The organism is Paenibacillus sp. USDA918EY (assembly GCF_009870825.1).
In the GTDB taxonomy this organism is placed as follows: domain Bacteria; phylum Bacillota; class Bacilli; order Paenibacillales; family Paenibacillaceae; genus Paenibacillus_AQ; species Paenibacillus_AQ albilobatus.
Genome location: NZ_WTWY01000022.1, coordinates 15,982 through 34,363, shown reverse-complemented (window position 1 = coordinate 34,363; position 18,382 = coordinate 15,982). Strand labels below are relative to the sequence as shown.

The 18,382-nt window shown below is 56.3% G+C and carries 13 protein-coding genes; all 13 read left to right on the top strand.

What is annotated here, in order from left to right:
• Positions 1-8 precede the first annotated feature (8 nt).
• The 13 genes from GQY55_RS27730 to gcvPA all read left to right on the top strand — a co-directional run bounded on the left by GQY55_RS27730 (position 9) and on the right by gcvPA (position 18,367).
• Positions 9-887, top strand: a complete 879-nt coding sequence (locus tag GQY55_RS27730; RefSeq protein WP_160045165.1) for a carbohydrate ABC transporter permease — start codon at positions 9-11, stop codon at positions 885-887.
• Between the two features lie 20 nt (positions 888-907).
• On the top strand, positions 908-2,065 hold the full coding sequence (locus GQY55_RS27725) for an efflux RND transporter periplasmic adaptor subunit (protein ID WP_160045164.1): 1,158 nt from the start codon (positions 908-910) through the stop codon (positions 2,063-2,065).
• Positions 2,066-2,166: 101 nt separating this feature from the next.
• A complete protein-coding gene (locus GQY55_RS27720) occupies positions 2,167-4,707 on the top strand; it encodes a hypothetical protein (RefSeq protein ID WP_160045163.1) in 2,541 nt (846 codons plus the stop codon).
• A 27-nt stretch (positions 4,708-4,734) separates the two neighbouring features.
• A complete protein-coding gene (locus GQY55_RS31665; RefSeq protein ID WP_236575917.1) occupies positions 4,735-4,887 on the top strand; it encodes a hypothetical protein in 153 nt (50 codons plus the stop codon).
• Positions 4,884-6,590, top strand: coding sequence for an amylo-alpha-1,6-glucosidase (locus GQY55_RS27715; RefSeq protein WP_160045162.1), 1,707 nt, complete (start codon positions 4,884-4,886; stop codon positions 6,588-6,590). Before GQY55_RS31665 ends, GQY55_RS27715 begins: the two co-directional genes overlap by 4 nt.
• Before the next feature lie 265 nt (positions 6,591-6,855).
• Positions 6,856-8,619 carry a cache domain-containing sensor histidine kinase gene (locus tag GQY55_RS27710; protein ID WP_160045208.1) on the top strand — a complete coding sequence of 588 codons (1,764 nt, stop codon included), beginning with the start codon at positions 6,856-6,858 and terminating at the stop codon, positions 8,617-8,619.
• Positions 8,576-9,760, top strand: a complete 1,185-nt coding sequence (locus GQY55_RS27705; protein WP_236575916.1) for a response regulator — start codon at positions 8,576-8,578, stop codon at positions 9,758-9,760. Before GQY55_RS27710 ends, GQY55_RS27705 begins: the two co-directional genes overlap by 44 nt.
• A 131-nt stretch (positions 9,761-9,891) precedes the next feature.
• Complete coding sequence (locus GQY55_RS27700; protein ID WP_160045161.1) at positions 9,892-11,163, top strand: ABC transporter substrate-binding protein; 1,272 nt, start codon at positions 9,892-9,894, stop codon at positions 11,161-11,163.
• 34 nt (positions 11,164-11,197) lie between these two features.
• Positions 11,198-12,190 (top strand): carbohydrate ABC transporter permease, encoded by a 993-nt coding sequence (locus GQY55_RS27695; RefSeq protein ID WP_160045160.1) that lies wholly within the window; start codon positions 11,198-11,200, stop codon positions 12,188-12,190.
• A complete protein-coding gene (locus GQY55_RS27690; protein ID WP_160045159.1) occupies positions 12,187-12,999 on the top strand; it encodes a carbohydrate ABC transporter permease in 813 nt (270 codons plus the stop codon). Before GQY55_RS27695 ends, GQY55_RS27690 begins: the two co-directional genes overlap by 4 nt.
• Before the next feature lie 23 nt (positions 13,000-13,022).
• Positions 13,023-16,142, top strand: a complete 3,120-nt coding sequence (gene ebgA, locus GQY55_RS27685; RefSeq protein WP_236575915.1) for a beta-galactosidase subunit alpha — start codon at positions 13,023-13,025, stop codon at positions 16,140-16,142.
• Positions 16,135-16,917, top strand: a complete 783-nt coding sequence (locus GQY55_RS27680) for an SDR family NAD(P)-dependent oxidoreductase (RefSeq protein WP_160045158.1) — start codon at positions 16,135-16,137, stop codon at positions 16,915-16,917. The genes ebgA and GQY55_RS27680 overlap by 8 nt, the downstream gene beginning before the upstream one ends.
• A gap of 46 nt (positions 16,918-16,963) precedes the next feature.
• Positions 16,964-18,367 (top strand): aminomethyl-transferring glycine dehydrogenase subunit GcvPA, encoded by a 1,404-nt coding sequence (gene gcvPA, locus GQY55_RS27675; RefSeq protein WP_160045157.1) that lies wholly within the window; start codon positions 16,964-16,966, stop codon positions 18,365-18,367.
• The last annotated feature ends 15 nt before the right edge of the window (positions 18,368-18,382 follow it).

Here is an 18,382-nt window from a genome sequence, read left to right as displayed (position 1 = left end):
GGAACAACATGAAGACATGGCGATGGTTTCCTAAGCTGATACTGACGCTCCTGCTGGCTTTTGCCGCCGTCCTGATGCTGGCACCGATCATCTTTATCCTAACGAACTCGTTTATGAAGGAGCAGGAAATAACGGCGAATTACGGCTTGATCGGACAAATGGTGGATGTGGCGAAAGGAGGCAAGGACGCCTTCATCAATTTGAAGCTGATCCCGGATTGGATCTCCTTTGGGCAATATGCCGAGGTGCTGATGTTATCGACCCAATTTATGCGCATGTTTTGGAACTCCGTCATGCTGGTCGTTCCCATCGTGGTAGGTCAAACCGTGATCGCGTCATTGGCCGCTTATGCTTTTGCCAAGCTGCGGTTTCCGGGAAGGAACAAGCTGTTTATGGTTTATTTGATGACGATGTTGATGCCGTTTCAAGTCACCCTTGTCCCCAACTATATCGTGATCGACAAGCTGGGGCTGATGAATCATGAGGCTTCGATCATTTTGCCCGGCATCTTCAGCGCCTTCGGCGTGTTCATGATGCGCCAATTCATGGCCCATATTCCCGGAGCTTATTCCGAAGCGGCGATGATGGACGGCGCGGGACAGTGGCTGATTTTCTGGCGCATCATTTTGCCGCTTGTGAAACCCGGTCTGGCAGCGCTGGTCGTTCTGCTGTTCGTCGATTATTGGAATATGATCGAACAGCCGCTTATATTTTTGCAGGACGCCGCCAAGCAGCCGTTATCGCTGTATCTCGCCCGGATCAACAAAGACGCGCTGGGCATCGGCTTCGCCGCTTCGGCGCTTTATATGGCTCCCATGGTCCTGCTGTTCCTGTATGCCGAGTCGTATTTTACCCGGGGCATCCAATTGTCCGGCATTAAAGGTTAGTTCTAGGAGTTGATTCGCCTTTGGAAGATAATATAACCCCATCAAGAAAACGCAAAATCCGCCTGATTGCAGGTTTGTTTACAGGACTTCTCCTTCTGTTCACTTTTGCCGGCAATACGCTGCAGTCGCTTACGATGCCGAAGGTACTCACCATAACGGTCAGCAAAGGGGCGATGACTCATGCCTATGAAGAAAGCGCGGAAGCGATCCCTGTGGAAATAAGAGCGTTGTCCAACCCGGCCGGATGGAAGGTAAACCATATCCTTGTCAAAAAAGGAGACGCCGTGCAAAAGGGACAAGCGCTGATCCAATATGAAGGCAGGGATGTGCAGCAGCAGCTGGCGGATGAAAAGTCCGCATTACGGAAGCTGGAATTGTCGATGGAGCAGCTCCAGTACAATGTGATGCAAGCGATGCAGGCGGAGGACGAGGCCGCCCGAATCAGCGCCGCTGCCGCACTTGAATCGGCCAAAGTCGATGTGTCCGTTCAGCAGAAGCATATTCAAAATCTTCAAGAACAGCTTGCGGACAATCAGCAAATTACGGCCCCCTTCGACGGCATCATCATGGATGTCGGCGCACTGGAGGGTTTTAGTTCCACCGGCAAACCGGATGTCGTGATCGCGAATGCAGCTAAAGGATATAAAGCTGAGCTGCTTATGCCTTCGGAGGTCGCCTCCTTGCTCGCCGTAGGCGAAACGCTGAAGGACATCAAGCTGGCCGATCAAGAAGAGCATCCGCCGATCACCGGAATCGTCGAGAAGATCGGAGGAGCGGGAGGTTCAACAGGCAGCACGATAAACGATTCTGCAGACAGCGAGCTAAACGGTTTAGGTGGAAAGGCGCCCTCATCCATGAAGCAGGTCGAGATTCTGCTGAAAGACTCTTCCCTGCATGGAGGAGAGCAGCTGCGCGTGAACATCGCCAAGTCCACAAACGGCGACGCGATCCTGGTGCCGAAAGAGGCAATCCATAAAGATCAGGAGGGGACCTACGTGTTCACCCTTCAAGAAAAGGAAGGGCCGCTTGGCAACGCTTATTATGCCGTTCGCACGAACGTGAAGGTGATCGATTCGAACGATACGACATCGGCTGTCACCGAGGGGCTATTCGATGAACAGGAGGTTATCGTAGACAGCAACGACCTCATCGTGGACGGTACGCGTGTCCATAAGTAGATAGCCGCCTCTCCCGGCGGCAGGGATTTTAGGTTCCCATAGCGCATGAAAAAGGGGATGTCATGTTTGGATAAAATAGGACAACGACCGGAGGAATGGAAATGAGAAACGTCACAAAATTTTGCGGAATCTTGTTCAGCTTGCTGCTCATCAGCCAGTATCCGCCGGCCGTTACCGAGGCGGCTTCCGGTACGCCGGGTATGGCGGTGACAAGCAGCCTGGGTTCGATCGCGATCAGCTCCCGCATGAAAGTCACGCTGGAAGACGTGAACTTATGGTCGCAGGCCGGAGGGAACATACTGACGTATACGCTGAGCTACAAAAATACGGGGAGCGGCAGCGTCAGCCTGCTGAATTTTTTTTCGAAGGTCAAGACGCCCGGCGGCTCCCTGATCATGGGGCATCCGGTCAGCATGGACGCGGCGAAAAAGACGATTCAACCCGAGGAAACGCTGCGGGTTACCTATTATGCGAACCTGAAGCAAATCCAGTCGCTCAAAGGAATCACAATCCCGCTGTATGTTTGGGATGCCGGTACAAAGGGGTACCTGAAGCTGGCCGGAACGTTTGGGGTGCCTGCGAATGGCTCTAACGAGACCCCTTACGGCAAAAGCCTGAACACCATCTTGGACAATATGCCGGTGACGGCCCGGGGCGAATCGCTTGAGGTATTGAAGTACGGCGGGAAAACCTATGCGAAGGTCGGTTTTTCCTTGACGAACCGGGGGAAAAAGGTGCTGGAAGACCCGGGATACGCCGCGTATCTCGTATCGGGCGGAGGCAGCATGTTTAAGCTTGCACTGGGTGCCACAACCGTGTTTAAGGTGCAGCCCGGCGAAAAAAAGCTCATTTCGTACCTATGCGAAATCCCTCCGAATATCCCAACGGATCGCATGAAACTTCAATTTACGCAAAAGGATGACGCCCTGCAGCTGGAGTACGCGAAATTCGCCTTTCGGCTCCCTCCTGCCACAGTGCCGAATCTTATCGTGGGCCAGGGCGCCGTCAAAAAAATGATGATCGATCAAAACAGCGTGGAAGCCCAACTCCAAAATGCCGGCGTCTCGGCGGAAAACGGGAAGGCCATATGGTCGATTCAATTCCGGTTGAAAAATAACGGGAACAAGCCGGTGACGCTCCCTTCGTATAACTTATACGTGAGAACCTCATCCGGAAAATCGTTTCCGGTCGATTCCAAAGGATTAAGCGGCCTCGCCTTAAAGCCGATGGAAGAGAAAATCATTCCGATTGGCGCGCAAATCCCGCTTGAGGTAGAGCAGGACGCGCTGCGCCTGGAATGGATCGAATCCGCCGGTAAGGAGCAGGCTGGAGACGGGAATACGAAGGATACCCCGCAAACCGGGAATACCACCGGGGCGAGCGTCGGGGGGAAGATCAACCTGCCTATAGCCTATTTTGTCATTCCCTATCGCCCGCAAACCGACGCGCAAAAGGGGGTAACGTATGCCGAGACCAACACTTTCGGCGGGTTTAATTACACGTTGGAGTCCTTGCGGCGTTTACCATGGAAGGACGAAGACATCCTGGCGGTCAAACTGAAGCTGACGAATACGCAATCGGTCGATCTGGAACTGCCGGCGTTGAAAGGATCGCTGAAGGCGGATTTGCTGGATCTTTCGTCTACGACGGAAATATGGATGGATCGGGAAGTTTCCGCCCTGCGTCCGGGGGAAAGCGCCGAGATGAACGTGCTTGCGCATATTCCGTATACCCAACCCTTCAAAACGCTGAAGGTCATCCTTTATGCGCTCGATAAGGAAGAAAAAACGCCGTTTTTGTCCTTGAGCACCCCGAACGTCATTACCGCGGCGGAGGCGGTGAAACCGGAAAAGGGCTTGGCGCTGTCCATGGCGGGCAAAAGCCTTCAACTTTTTGACTGTCAAACCAGCGTGTATGAAGGATCTCACGCCAACATCGTATTCACGGAAATGCTGCTGGACAGCGGGGGGAAACGCCGCATCGAGCTTCCACGGTTTTATGCCTATTACGAGACCGGGGACGGGGAAATATACGAGGCCGAAGCGGTTCATCCGGAAAAGCCGGCATCGCCGGGAGCAAGGCAGCAGGTCGCGTTTAGGGCTAAACTGCCGAAATCCGTGAACATATCGGATCTCAAGCTTGTATTTGGATCGGAAATAACCGGAAATCACCTGACCAAACCGGAGGAGGAACCGACCGGATTTATCGATGCGGCTTCGCTCGAGCTTGAACCGGGGATGATCCGGCCAAAAACGGGCCTGACACAGATCTCCGCATATCCGTACACCTTGTCGGTTCTGAATTTGAGCGGCAGCATGGCAGAGAAAAGCGAAACGGTGAACATCGCGATGAGTTACGATCTGCAGCGTGATGACGCCAATGAAACCGGGGCATACGATCATAAGCTGATCTTGCGAATAACGGATCCAAGCGGACAATCCCAAGAAAAGAAGGTGAGCCTTGGAACGGATTTGAACGAAGGAGCACGGAACGCTTATTCGGCAAGCTTCACCAGCGGCAGGTACCGAAACTTGGGCGGGGGAGGTTGGAAGCTTACGTTGTACGACGAAATGCTGGGCGAACGGATCGAGCTGGGCAGCCAAAGTTTCTATGTGACGGAGGAGAAACCCCAAAGCGAATAATGTTCCGTTCTAACATTTGCACCCCTTATGATCAAACAAAAAGACACCTTCATGCAAAATAAATTCGTATTTCCAACAAAATGGCCGCCACTCGAAAAACAACAGGCCGTTCCTGCGTTTCCGGATCAGGAGTACAATGAAAGCGTTATGATTCCTCTTGACGAAGGAGAGCAGCCATGAAATTCGACCTGAGCATCGTGCCCTTCAGCCGGAGAGAGACGTTTCTCGCGGTATCGCTCCTGCCTGAAGGGAAAAATAGACAAGAAGGCCTGTACCTCCGGACGGTACGGGGCGGGGACGACAAGTTCGGAGAAGCGTTCCGCATCGAATTGACGGATTCGATCGGCAAGCGGATCCCGTTCACGGCGGAAGCATCGCCGGAGGCGGTCAAACTGCAATCGCCCGCGTCCGCCGTCTACGCCGAAATGTGCATTTCGGACAGCCGCACGGTCCGTTTCCGTTCGAAGGGCTGCGGCATCCGGCTGACCTTCATGCCGGCCGCTTACGATTATGCGTATGAAGTGAACGAAAACAGCTGGGAGATGAACAGCTTTACCCACGAATGCCGCTTCATGCTGACCCGGCTTGCCGGCGGGATGAAGATGGAAGTGCCGTGGGACAAAATCAAAAGCTCCCGCGTCGTCGCCGAGTTCGCCCCGGATCCGGTTACGAACAAAGCGGAGTTTGCCGTCGAGGAATTCCGGACGGTCTGGGAACCTCGTGACGTATGGGAGCCGTTTGACGAGGCGGTCCAATCGGCGAAAGCCGATTTTGCTTCCTGGCTGGAACGCAGCTTGTCCGTTCCCGACGCTTTCGCGGAGGGACGGGAGCTCGCCGCTTACATTACCTGGTCCTGCCTCGTTCCTGCGGAAGGGTGCCTGACGCGGCCGGCCATGTACATGTCGAAAAACTGGATGACGAACATATGGAGTTGGGATCACTGCTTTAACGCGATGGCGTTGGTACGGCATGATCCGAAGCTGGCCTGGGACCAGTTCATGATCTTTTTCGACCGGCAGGATGAAAGCGGGTTGATCCCCGACTTCGTCAACGACAAATACGAGCTGTGGAACTGCAACAAACCGCCGATTCACGGCTGGACGCTCGCCTGGATGATGCGGCGGACCGATTATATCCGGGAAACCCAGCTGCGCGAGGTATACGGTCCGTTGTCCAAATGGACGAAATGGTGGTTCCGGTACCGGGACGGGGACGGCGACGGCATTCCGCAGTATAACCACGGCAACGATTCGGGCTGGGACAACAGCACCGCGTTTAATAACGGGATTCCGGTGGAAAGCCCGGATTTGGCCGCTTTCCTGATCATTCAATCCGAGCTGCTCGCCGAAATCGCCGGCCTGCTGGGACTGACGGAAGAATCTTCGGCATGGCGCCGTTTGGCGGAGGATACGCTCGATAAAATGATCGGCCATTTTTGGCGGGACGGAAAGTTCATCTCCTGCCGCTCGGGCACGCATGAGCCGTCCGACGGCGACAGCCTGCTGCTCTTTGTGCCGATCCTGCTCGGCAAACGGCTTCCCGAGCCTATCCGCGCCGCGCTGCTTGAGGGCTTGCGCGACGAAAGCCGGTTCCTGACGGCCAACGGCTGGGCGACCGAAAGCGTAAGCAGCCCGTATTATACGCCGGACGGGTATTGGCGCGGCCCGATTTGGGCGCCGTCGACGATGCTGCTGGTGGAAGGCGCCGCCGCAGCCGGAGATGCCGAGCTGGCCCGCGAAGTATCGCGCCGCTTCTGCAGCATGCTGAGCCGCAGCGGCATGGCGGAAAACTTCGACGCTTTGACCGGCGAAGGCCTCCGCGACAGAGCGTTTACCTGGACGTCAAGCGTGTTCCTTATTTTGGGGCATGAATACGCAACTTAACGTAGGAAAACCGCACTTCTCCCGCTTTTTTTAAAGCGCAAGGGGAAGTGCTTTTCCCGTTTGTCCGGCATGAAACGCCTTATGAAATTTACGTCAAATCCGTTTTAAATCCGCTTCAAATCCACGGCGAATCCGCGTCAAAGCAAGTTTATCCGCATTTGGAAAAATGTAAGCGGTGCCAAATCGGGCTTTATTTTGTCTGCTGCATGTTTGTCCATGCTAGAATGCTGTTATACGCTATACGCAGGCAAGGGGGGGAATCGTGATGATAGCTCAGCGGCTTCGCCAGCTGTACCGCCGTCTCATGTCGGGATCGTACCGCAGCATCCGCACCAAACTGCTCGTCTGTTTTCTCATCGTGGCGCTGATTCCTTTGCTTTCGCTTGGCGCGGTATCGTATTACCAGTCGGCGAAAATGATCAATTCGCAGTTCGGCAAATACGGGGAAAATGCCGTGGCCCAGCTTGAGCAGCAGACCAATTCTTCATTGGGCCGCATGAAACAGACGAGCGAGACCATTTATTCTTATTTGCTGGACCCGGCACGAACCGGTTTGGGGAACCGGGTTCCCGTTACTTATAGCGAAATTATCGAAAAAAACGATTTTGAAGCGCTGCTGAAGTCGCTCCGAACCGACCGGACGGCAGGCATTTATATCATTACGCCGTCGGGTTATTATTACGGGGAAAACAACCTGGACGTGGCTAAGCTGAACAACATCCCCGGATGGAGATCAAGGCCGGCTTCCTATCAAGGCATGTACTGGCTCGGTTTTTACAAGCAAAACCATGCCATGAGGGGTGAAGATACGAACCTCCCGGTATTGGGGCTTGCCGTGCCCATACATCATCCGAACGGGGCGCAGGACGGAAGCACGATCCTGATCGAGGAAAACGCGCAGGAACTGCTCCATATGTTCCGCTTGTTCGAGGAAGACACGAAGGCCCATTTGACGATCAAGTCTCCGGATGGAAAAATTATTTACGAGAGCGCTTCCAAGTTTGCGCCGAAAAAAAGCGACGTCATTTGGGACCGAACGCTGGCGGTGAACCAGTGGATCATCGAGGCGAGGCTGCCGGCCAAAGCGTTTTACAAATCGTCCGGAGTCATCCGGTCCAATACGGTTGTCGTAGCCTTCATTTCATGTGTGCTTGCCTTCGGGCTGGCTTATATTTTCTCTTCCCGGTTTACGGCCCGGATCCGGACGCTCAAGGATTCGATGCAGAAGGTCAGCTTCGGCAAACTGGACACCCGGCTGCCCGTCGAAGGCCGTGACGAGCTGGGGAGCCTCGACATGAGTTTTAACCGGATGGTGAGCGGCGTACAGACGCTGATCGAGGAAGTGGAGCAAAGCGAACGGCTGAAAAAGGAGGCGGAGCTGCGGGCGTTCCATTACCAGATCAACCCTCATTTATTGTTCAACACGTTAAACTCGATTCAGTGGAAAGCCAGGCTTGAGGGGGCGGAGGAAATCCGCCAGATGCTTTACCATTTGACGATGGTGCTGGAAGGCAACCTCGATATTTCGCAGGAGCTCGTCACGCTAGGCAGGGAGCTGCGGATGATCGAGCATTTTTTGAACATCCAGGAGATCAGGTACGGCGAAGTTTTTCGCTACGAACTGCGCTGCGGGGAGTCGCTGAAGCGGTATTTGATTCCGCGGATGACGCTGCAGCCGCTGTTCGAGAACATTTTTTTCCACGGGTTTACCGACGGGGTCGGCGTCATTCAGTTGGACGTCAAAGAGGTAAAAGACGAACTGGTGCTTACGCTGAAGGACGATGGCGCGGGCATTGCGCCGGAAAAGCTGGAGGGGCTGTCCAAGCCGAAGCCGGCAAGCCGCGGGCGCGGCGGGCTTGGCGTACAAAACGCGGATCAGAAGTTTAAGCTGCATTTCGGCCCGCAGTATGGGCTTACGGTACATTCGACGAAGGGCGAGGGCACGACGATCGTCATTCGTTGGCCGAAGAAGGAGGAATGTCAGGGTGGAAACGGCAAAGAAAATGAAGGTGTTGATCGCGGACGATGAGAGTATTGTACGCAAAGGCTTGCGTTCAACGGTCGATTGGGAGCGGTTCGGCATGGAGGTCGTTGCGGATGCGCCCAATGGGCTGAAGGCCTGGGAAGCATTTCTCGAATACCGTCCCGAAATCGTCATCACGGATATCGTCATGCCGGAGATGGACGGAATCGAATTGGCCCGTAAAGTCAAAGAAACGGCGCAGCGGACGAAAATCATTCTGCTCAGCTGCCACCGGGATTTCGAATACGCCCAGCAGGGCATACGCCTCGGGGCATCGGGGTATTTGCTGAAGACGGCGTTTGAGGATGAAGAGCTGGAGGAGATACTGAAGCAGTTCCAACAGGAGCTTTCATCCCCGGCTCTAGCGGACGGCCAGGATAGCGAGCGGCTGGAAACGATGCTTTTCGCCTGGCTGAACGGGCATAACGACAAATTTCCGGCCGAGCTTGCCAGCCTGCGCAAGGGAGCTTGGCATTTTAACGGCGAGCCGCTGCATGTTTATTTGATTCGTACGGCGGATTGCGGCAAGTCCTGGGACGGGATGCTTTCCGATGCGGCTCGGGAAGAAGCGGGCATATGCGAAGGAACGCTTATTCCTTACGGCGAGGAATACTGTTATTGGGCGGTGCCCGAATCGCTGCGGGATGCCGCGGAGGGACTGCTGGTCGCATGCAAAAGCCGATGCGTCAAGCTGCACTGGAGCCGAAAGGGAACGTTGACGCATCCCGACGATTTGAAGGAAGCGTTCCAGTCGCTGCACAAGGAAGCGGAGCTCGAGCGGATCTATGGCGTGTCCTGCGAAGATTGGCCCGAGCCGATCTGGAGGGCGGTCCACCTGCTGCACGCCAATCCGGCGGCGGATTGGTCGGCAAGCGATTTGGCCGAAAAGGTCGGGCTCAGCCGCAGCCATTTTTCGATCCTGTTCAAGAAGGCGGTCGGGGACAGCTTCATCGCTTTTCAATACAAACGGAAGCTGCGGCTTGCTTCGGGGCTGCTGCGGGACACAAGCTTAACGATGCAGGAGATCGCCGAACGCACGGGGCTTGGGGACAGCAAATATTTCAGCAAATGGTTCAAGCGCTGCACCGGGCAAACGCCAAGCCATTACCGCGCCCAACAAAAAGGAGAGGCCCCTCGAACAGATTGACACCCGCCCGGCAACATTCGAACAAAAACGCAACAACATTCGAATAGATGCACGTTTTGAACCGCTTTCATAAGAGTTAAGATGAAAGCGGTTCAATTATTATACACCTCATTGACAGGGGAGCTGACAAGATGAAAAAGAGAATTTCACTCATTGTCCTTGCAACAACGGTGATGGTATCCGTCCTTTCCGCTTGCGGCGGCAACGGCGGCAACGCCGGAACGTCCAGCCAAGGCGAAGGCGGCTCGAAACAAACGAAGACGCTGCGGTTTGCAACCTGGGATACCGGGGATGCGCTTAAAATCGAGCAGGATATCGCCAAAAAATTCGAATCGGCGCATCCCGGCACGAAGGTGCAGGTCGAAGCGTACGCGGACGGATTCGACCAGAAGCTGGCCGCGGGCTTTGGGGCGGCAAACCCGCCGGACGTGATGTACATGTGGGACTTCCCGACGTACCATCAATCCCTTGAACCGCTGGACAGCTACGCCGACAAGGACCCCGACCTCAAAATAGATGATTTTTACAAAGGATTGTTCAACTACGGCAAAATCGGCGATACCCTCTACGGCATTCCGGCCGGTTTTACGACCCGCGTCGTTTATTACAACAAGAAGCTTTTTGACGCGGCAGGCGTTCCTTATCCGAAGGATGGTTGGACCTGGGCCCAGTTCCAGGAGATCGCCCAAAAGCTCACCGACAAATCGAAAAGGCAGTACGGCTTCGGGGTACGCGCCGAAAACGACACGTATGACCTGCAGGGATTCGTCTGGAGCAACGGCAGCTCCTTCATTTCCCCGGACGGCAAATCGATCGACGGCTACATGAACAGCAAGGAAACCGCCGAAGCGATCCAAATGTTCGGAGACATGGTGAAAAACGGTTCCGCGGTACTGACGGGCGGCAAAGGGCAGCAGAGCGGCGACGATATTTTCAAAGCCGGCAAAATCGCGATGTGGGAAAGCGGCATCTGGCCGCTGGAGTCTTTTAAACAGGCGGGAATCGACGTAGGCACGGTGGAAATGCCGGCCTTCCCGGGCAAACCGGTGAAAGGCGTGCTCGCCGAATCCGCGCTGTCCATCGCCAAAGATTCCAAGCAAAAGGATCTGGCTTGGGAGTTCGTCAAATTTTACGTATCCAACGATTCGATCAAAATGCGCGTGGCCGACCTGCCTGTCCGCCAAAGCGTCGTCACCGAGCTGAAGAAGGACCAGGACCCGCTTTACAAGCCTTTTTACACGATGCTTGAGCGTTCCAGCGATACGCCGGCGTTCCTGCTGAATCCGAAATGGAACGAAGTGAACCGCCAGCTGTCGGCAGGGGTCGAAGCGGTGATGCACGGCGCGAACGCCCAGGAAGTGCTGAATCAGGCCGTGAAGGACAGCGAGCGGTATTTGAAATAACACTAAACAACCTCTATAGAAAGAAGGTTAGGAGATGGCTCAGACCTACCTGCACAACGCACGGGAACATACAGCCGCCCTTAAGCCCTTGAGAAAACGCAGATGGGGTGGGGCTGCTCCCTACCTCTTCATCTTTCCTTGGATATTCGGATTCGTCGTTTTTACGCTCGGACCTTTGCTGTTTTCGCTGATCATTTCGTTTTTTGATTGGCCGATCGTCGGCAAAGTGACGTTTATCGGCCTCGATAATTACATCGAGATGTTTACGGACGACCCGATGTTTTGGAAGTCGCTGTTCGTCACTTTGAAATTCGCGGTTTTGTTCGTGCCGCTCAACATTATGATCGCGCTCGGGCTCGCCATGCTGCTGAACCAAAAGGTTCGGGGCAGCGCGATTTTCCGCACCGCCTTTTACCTGCCGTCCGTTATATCGGGCGTGGCGCTCGCCATGATCTGGTCCTGGGTCTACAGCGGGGATTACGGGATATTGAACTATTTTCTGTCGCTGTTTGGCGTTCAGGGACCCGACTGGCTGAACGACACGAGATGGTCGCTTGTGGCGATGGTCGTGGCCAGCCTGTGGGGACAGGGCTCGATGATGCTGATTTTCTTGGCGGGGCTTAAGGGCATCCCAAAGGATCTGTACGAATCGGCTTCCATCGACGGAGCCGGGAAGATCCGCCAGTTTTTCAGCGTGACGATTCCGATGATTACGCCGACGATTTTGTTCAATCTGATCACCTCCATTATCGCGGCGTTCCAGCAGCTGACCTTGGCTCTGCTCCTGACGGGGGGCGGGCCGCTGAAATCGACGTATTTTTACGCGATGTACATGTACGAAAATGCATTCAAATATTTCAAAATGGGCTATTCCGCCGCAAATGCCTGGTTCATGTTCCTGATCGTGCTGGTGCTGACGTTCCTTGTTTTCAAGTCGTCGGAAGCGTGGGTGTTTTATGAGGGTGAGATGAAAAAGAATTCGCGGAGGGATAAGCGGAAATCGAGAAAAGGGGTGCAGGCCGGATGAAAAAAGCGCTGACGTACCTGCTGCTGATCCTGTTTTCGCTCCTGTTTATCGCGCCATTGTTCTGGGCGGTGACGACGGCGCTCAAATCGCAGCAGGAGCTGTACCTGTTCCCGCCCAAATGGATCCCTTCCGTCTGGAAGTTCAGCAATTTTGCCGAAGCATGGAACAGCCAGCCGTTTAACCTGTTTTTGAAAAACACGGTGTCCATCACCGTCTTGTCCACGCTCGGCCAGCTGATTTCCTGCACCCTTGTCGCTTACGGTTTCGCCCGTTTTCAGTTCAAGGGACGCGACATCCTGTTCCTGATCGTGCTGGCGACGATGATGATTCCGTGGGAAGTGACGATGATCCCGCAGTACATGGAATTCAACTATCTGGGCTGGATCAATACGCTGAAGCCGCTGATCGTGCCTTCGTGGTTCGGATCCGCTTATTATATCTTTTTGCTGCGGCAGTTTATTTTGACCCTGCCCAGGGAGCTGGACGAAGCCGCCACGATCGACGGCGCCAGCAAAGTGACGGTGCTGTTCCGGATCATCGTGCCGCTGATGTGGCCTTCGCTGATCCTGGTGGCGGTATTCCAGGTGATGAGCTGCTGGAACGACTACCTCGGGCCGCTCATTTTCCTGAACGATCAGACGAAATATACGCTGACGCTCGGTCTGTCCCAGTTTAAGGGAATGTACGGCGTCGACATGCAGTCGATTATGGCGATCACATGCCTGATCTCCATTCCGCCGCTGGCCATTTTCTTCTTCGCGCAGCGTTATATCGTGGGCGGAATCGCGACGACGGGCATCAAAGGATAGATCGCAGAGAAAGGAAGAGGACCATGAATGACATCATGCAAGAGCGGGATTGGGATAACCTCGGCGTCCTGGAGCGGAACCGCGTGAAGAGCCGGGCTTATTTCATCCCGTTCCCGGATCGGGAGGGCGCTTTGAGTTATGACCGGGGGAGTTCCCCGTGGTTCAAATCGCTGAACGGGATATGGAAATTCGATTTTGCAGAGGGGCCGGAGCTGGCTCCGCGGCATTTTTACGAGCAGGAATTCGACGTTTCGGGATGGGACGATATCCGCGTGCCGGGCCACTGGCAGCTGCAGGGTTATGGGCATCCGCATTATACGGATCTGTATTACCCGTTTCCGGTCGATCCGCCGCATGTGCCGAACGATAATCCGACGGGGAGTTACGTAAGGGAGTTCGAGCTTCCTTCGCATTGGGACGGTCGTCATGTATCCATCAAGTTCGACGGCGTGGACAGCGCCTTCCATCTATGGCTGAACGGGGCGTTTGTCGGTTACAGCCAAGGCAGCCGCCTGACGTCGGAGTTCGATCTGACCCCGTATTTGAAATCCGGCGTGAACCGCTTGGCCGTTCGTGTGTATCAGTGGTCGGACGGCAGCTATCTCGAGGATCAGGATATGTGGTGGATGAGCGGCATTTTCCGGGACGTGTACCTGGTTTCCGAACCTTCATCCGTCCGTATCGCCGATTTCCGCGTGGCGACGGAGCTTGATGCGGAAATGGCGAATGCGGTGCTGTCGGTGCGCACGGACATCAATGGAGAGGACTCCGGAGGAAAAGTTCGGCTCCAGCTGTTGGATCGGACGGGGGCCGAGCTGCTTTCCGCCGAAAAAACATGGTCCGGGGAGGCGTATGCCGAGTTTAACCTGCCCGTCGCCAAACCGGTTTTATGGAACGCGGAATCGCCGTATTTGTACCATTTGATCCTGACCGTGCTTGATACGCGGGGACAGGTAACCGAAACCGTCGCCCAGCGCGTCGGCTTCCGCCGCATCGAGGTGAGGGACGGCCAGTTTTTGGTAAACGGCAAGGCGATCCTGCTCAAAGGCGTCAACCGGCATGACCATCACCCGGATACGGGCCGGACGGTGACGTTGTCGACGATGCTGGAGGACATCAAGCTGATGAAGCGGCATAACATCAACGCGGTCCGTACGGCGCATTATCCGAACGACCCGCGCTTTTACGACCTGTGCGACGAATACGGGCTGTACGTGATGGAAGAAACGGATCTCGAAACGCATGGCTTCGAGCCGCTTGGCAACATTTCACGCCTTAGCGACGATCCGGCCTGGAAGGAAGCTTACGTGGACCGGGTGCGCCGCATGGTGGAACGCGACAAAAACCATCCGTCCGTCATCTTCTGGTCGCTGGGCAACGAATCGGGCTTCGGCTGCAACTTCCGCGCGATGTCCGCATGGTGCAAGGAACATGACCCGACCCGCCTCGTGCATTACGAGGAAGACCGGGAAGCGGAGGTATGCGACGTCGTCAGCACGATGTATTCTTCCGTGGAGAAAATGGAAGGGTTCGGCCAAATGGAGGACCATCCGAAGCCGCATGTGTTATGCGAATTCGCCCACGCGATGGGCAACGGCCCCGGAGGGCTGCGCGCGTACTTCGACGTTTTCGACAAGTACCGGCGCCTGCAGGGCGGTTTCGTCTGGGAATGGATCGACCACGGCCTCAGCCGCAAGACGGCGGACGGCAAGGCCGATTACGCTTACGGCGGCGATTACGGCGATGTGCCGAACAACGGCAATTTCGTCATCGACGGGCTCATCCGCCCGGACCGGACGCCGTCGCCGGGACTGATCGAATACAAGAAAATCATCGAACCCGTCCGGGTCGACATGATCGAAGGCGGCCGCATCCGTATCACGAACCGGTACGATTTTATCGGCCTGGATCATTTGCAGGCGCATTACAGCGTCACGGCTGATGGCCGTACGCTGCAAAGCGGCGTGCTTGCGCTCCCGCCGGTCGCTCCCGGGGAGAGCTGTGAATTGGAGGCGCCGCTGCGGGACGATCAGACGCAGACCGTCGCCGAACCCGATGCCGAACGCTGGCTGAACATCGGCTTCACGCTGGCCGCAGACTGCGATTGGGCTCCCCAAGGCCACGAGGTGGCCTGGGCGCAGTTTGCGCTGCCTGCCGCCGCGCCCGCCGAACCGAAGGCTGCGGCCGCATCCGCCGAATCCTTATCGGCTAGCGAAGAGGGACGAATGCTTACGATAGGGAACGACGCGTTCCGGATGACCTTTGACCGGCTGAAGGCGGGCATCGATTCGTTGAAGTTCGGCGGCAAGGAGCTGATTCGTCGCGGTCCGCGCCTGAACTTCTGGCGGGCGCCGATCGACAACGACATGTACGTGCTCGCGGATTGGCGCAAAGCCCATCTCGATCGGCTCTCCGAACGGATCGACGATTTCCGGTGGGAGCGGCTGGATGAAACCGCGGTACGGGTAACCTGGAATTCGCGGATTGCGCCGCCGGTTCATGATTGGGGGTTCCGCTGCGCGGTTTCTTATACGGTGAGCGGCAGCGGGCTGGTCGTCATCGACGTGAACGGGACGCCGGAAGGAACGCCGCCTTCCATGCTGCCGAAGATCGGCCTGCAGCTCGAAATTCCGGGCGACATGGAGCATGTCCGGTGGTACGGCCGCGGGCCGGGGGAAAGCTACTCGGACAGCAAGGAAGCGGGAAGGTTCGGCGTCTACCGGAATACGGTCGACGGCTTGTTTACGCCGTACGTGTATCCGCAGGAGAACGGCAACCGGACGGACGTCCGCTGGGTGTCCATCGCGGACGAATCGGGCATCGGCCTGCTTGCGGCCGGCGCGCCGGTGCTTGAATTCAGCGCAAGACGGTATACCGACGCCGACCTGGAAGCGGCACAGCATATGAGCGATCTGGTGCCGCGGGAGTTTATCGCCCTGAATCTGGATTACCGCCAAAACGGCCTCGGCAGCAACAGCTGCGGGCCGGCGCAGTCGCCGGAGCATGCGGTCAAGCCGGAGCCTTTCCGGTTCCGCATCCTGCTGCAGGCGTATATGGCCGAAGATTGCGCGCCGGAACGATTGAGCCGAAGCATGGCGGCCGAAGCGAACAACATGAAGCAAGAGGAGGAGAACGATGCTTAAATCACAGGACGTATTGAATTTGTCTGGCAAGGTGGCTGTCGTGACGGGAGGCGCTTCGGGGATCGGCCTGGCCGCCGCCGAACTTCTTGCCGAGTTTGGAGCGCATGCGGCGCTGATCGACATTAACGAAGCGGCAGGGGAAAAAGCGGGGGCGGCAATCCGCGAAAAAGGGGGACGGGCCAGCTTCCATCGCTGCAACGTCACCTCGGCCGCGGATTGCGAACGCGTTGCCGATGAGATCGCTTCTACGCTTGGAGGCATCCACATCCTGTTTAACAACGCGGGCGTCATTCGCCGCAAAACGGTGACCGAGCTCGAGGAACAAGATTGGGACCTGGTGCTGGACGTTTCGCTGAAAGGCGTATACCTGCTTTCCAAATTTATCATTCCGATCATGGAAAAAGGCGGGGGCGGCAGCATCATTAATACCGGCTCCGGCTGGGGTCTGAAAGGCGGGGACCGGGCCGCGGCTTACTGCGCGGCCAAGGCCGGGGTCGTCAATCTGACCAAAGCGATGGCCATCGACCACGGTCCGGCGAACATCCGCGTCAATTGCGTGTCGCCGGGGGATACCGACACGCCGCTCCTTCGCGACGAGGCCAAGCAGTTGCAGCAGGACGAGGCGGCGTTCCTCGTCGCCTCCGCCGGCGGGCGGCCGCTGGAACGGCTCGGCACCCCGCGCGATATTGCGAATGCCGTTTTGTTCCTGGCCAGCGACCTCTCTTCCTGGGTGACGGGCAGCGTGCTTGTCGTCGACGGAGGCGGCATTGCTTAGGACGGATCTTTGTTTTGCTTTTCCAACACGAACGGAGGCGATCAATTTGGCTGAAAGAACTTTTGCCCATCCTTATATTCCGAATACCGTTCCGGAGGTCCGGGACGCCATGCTGAAGGAAATCGGCCTGACATCCATGGATCAGCTCCATGACGCGATTCCGGACGGCCTGAAGATGAAGCGGGAGATGAACCTGCCGCCGGCGATGAACGAATACGAGCTGCGCCGCCATATCGAAGGCCTGCTGTCCCAAAACAAGCACGGCGCGGATTACCTCAATTTCCTCGGAGCCGGCTGCTGGCAGCACTTCATTCCGGCCGTATGCGACGAGATCAACCAGCGTTCCGAATTCGTGACCGCTTATGCCGGCGAACCATACGAAGACCATGGGCGTTTTCAGGCGTTGTTCGAATATCAGAGCCTCGTCGCCGAACTCGTCGACATGGATGTCGTCAACGTCCCGACTTTCGATTGGGCGCAAGCGGCTTCCACCGCGATCCGGATGGCCGGCCGTATGACGGGCCGCAAGAAGGCGTTGCTTCCGCGTTCCGTCGATCCCGATAAAGCCGCGATTATTTGCAATTACTGCATGCCGGTCATGGAAATCGGATACGTGGAGATCGATCCGGTTACGGGGAAAATGGATCTGAGCGACCTGCAAGGGAAGCTCGGCGCCAACGTTGCCGCCGTCTATTTCGAAAACCCGGGGTATCTCGGCATCATCGAGGACCGGGGGGCGGAAATTTCGAAGCTTGCCCATGACGCCGGCGCCGTATCGATTGTCGGCGTCGACCCGATCTCCCTAGGCGTTTTGGAGGCGCCATCCCGTTACGGCGCGGACATCGTCTGCGGGGATCTGCAGCCGCTTGGCATGCATATGAATTACGGCGGCGGCCAGGCAGGTTTCATCGCGACGCGCGATGAAGAGAAATTCGTCATGGAATATCCTTCCCGCTTGTTCGGCATCGTGCCGACCGAGGTGGAGGGCGAATACGGCTTCGGGGATGTCGCCTACGAGCGCACGTCCTTTGCCCTCCGGGAGAAGGGCAAAGAATCCGTAGGCACCCAAACCGCCTTGTGGGGGATCACGGCAGGCGTATATTTGGCGCTGCTCGGGCCGCACGGCATGCGTGAGGTCGGCAGCACCATCATCCAGAAATCGCATTATGCCGCGAAGAAGCTGGCGGAGATTCCGGGCGTTTCCCTTCGTTTTGAAGGCGCCTTTTTCAAGGAATTCGTCGTCGACTTTAACGCCACGGGCCTTACCGTTGCCGAGATCAACCGCCGCTTGATGGAGGAAGGGATTTTCGGCGGCAAGGATTTGTCCGCGGGGTATCCGGCGTGGGGGCAATGCGCGCTCTACTGCGTGACGGAAATCCATACGCAGTCCGACCTGGACCGCCTTGCGGCCGCGATCCGCGCGATTGTCGGCACAGGCATCGCCTATTAGAACCTAAGAGGGGGA

Bases quoted from the DNA above. Each gene is read 5' to 3' on its own strand.
- GQY55_RS27730 (WP_160045165.1), top strand. From the start codon at position 9: ATGAAGACATGGCGATGGTTTCCTAAGCTGATACTGACGCTCCTGCTG.
- GQY55_RS27720 (WP_160045163.1), top strand. From the start codon at position 2,167: ATGAGAAACGTCACAAAATTTTGCGGAATCTTGTTCAGCTTGCTGCTC.
- GQY55_RS31665 (WP_236575917.1), top strand. From the start codon at position 4,735: ATGATCAAACAAAAAGACACCTTCATGCAAAATAAATTCGTATTTCCA.
- GQY55_RS27715 (WP_160045162.1), top strand. From the start codon at position 4,884: ATGAAATTCGACCTGAGCATCGTGCCCTTCAGCCGGAGAGAGACGTTT.
- GQY55_RS27710 (WP_160045208.1), top strand. From the start codon at position 6,856: ATGATAGCTCAGCGGCTTCGCCAGCTGTACCGCCGTCTCATGTCGGGA.
- GQY55_RS27700 (WP_160045161.1), top strand. From the start codon at position 9,892: ATGAAAAAGAGAATTTCACTCATTGTCCTTGCAACAACGGTGATGGTA.
- GQY55_RS27695 (WP_160045160.1), top strand. From the start codon at position 11,198: ATGGCTCAGACCTACCTGCACAACGCACGGGAACATACAGCCGCCCTT.
- GQY55_RS27690 (WP_160045159.1), top strand. From the start codon at position 12,187: ATGAAAAAAGCGCTGACGTACCTGCTGCTGATCCTGTTTTCGCTCCTG.
- ebgA (WP_236575915.1), top strand. From the start codon at position 13,023: ATGAATGACATCATGCAAGAGCGGGATTGGGATAACCTCGGCGTCCTG.
- GQY55_RS27680 (WP_160045158.1), top strand. From the start codon at position 16,135: ATGCTTAAATCACAGGACGTATTGAATTTGTCTGGCAAGGTGGCTGTC.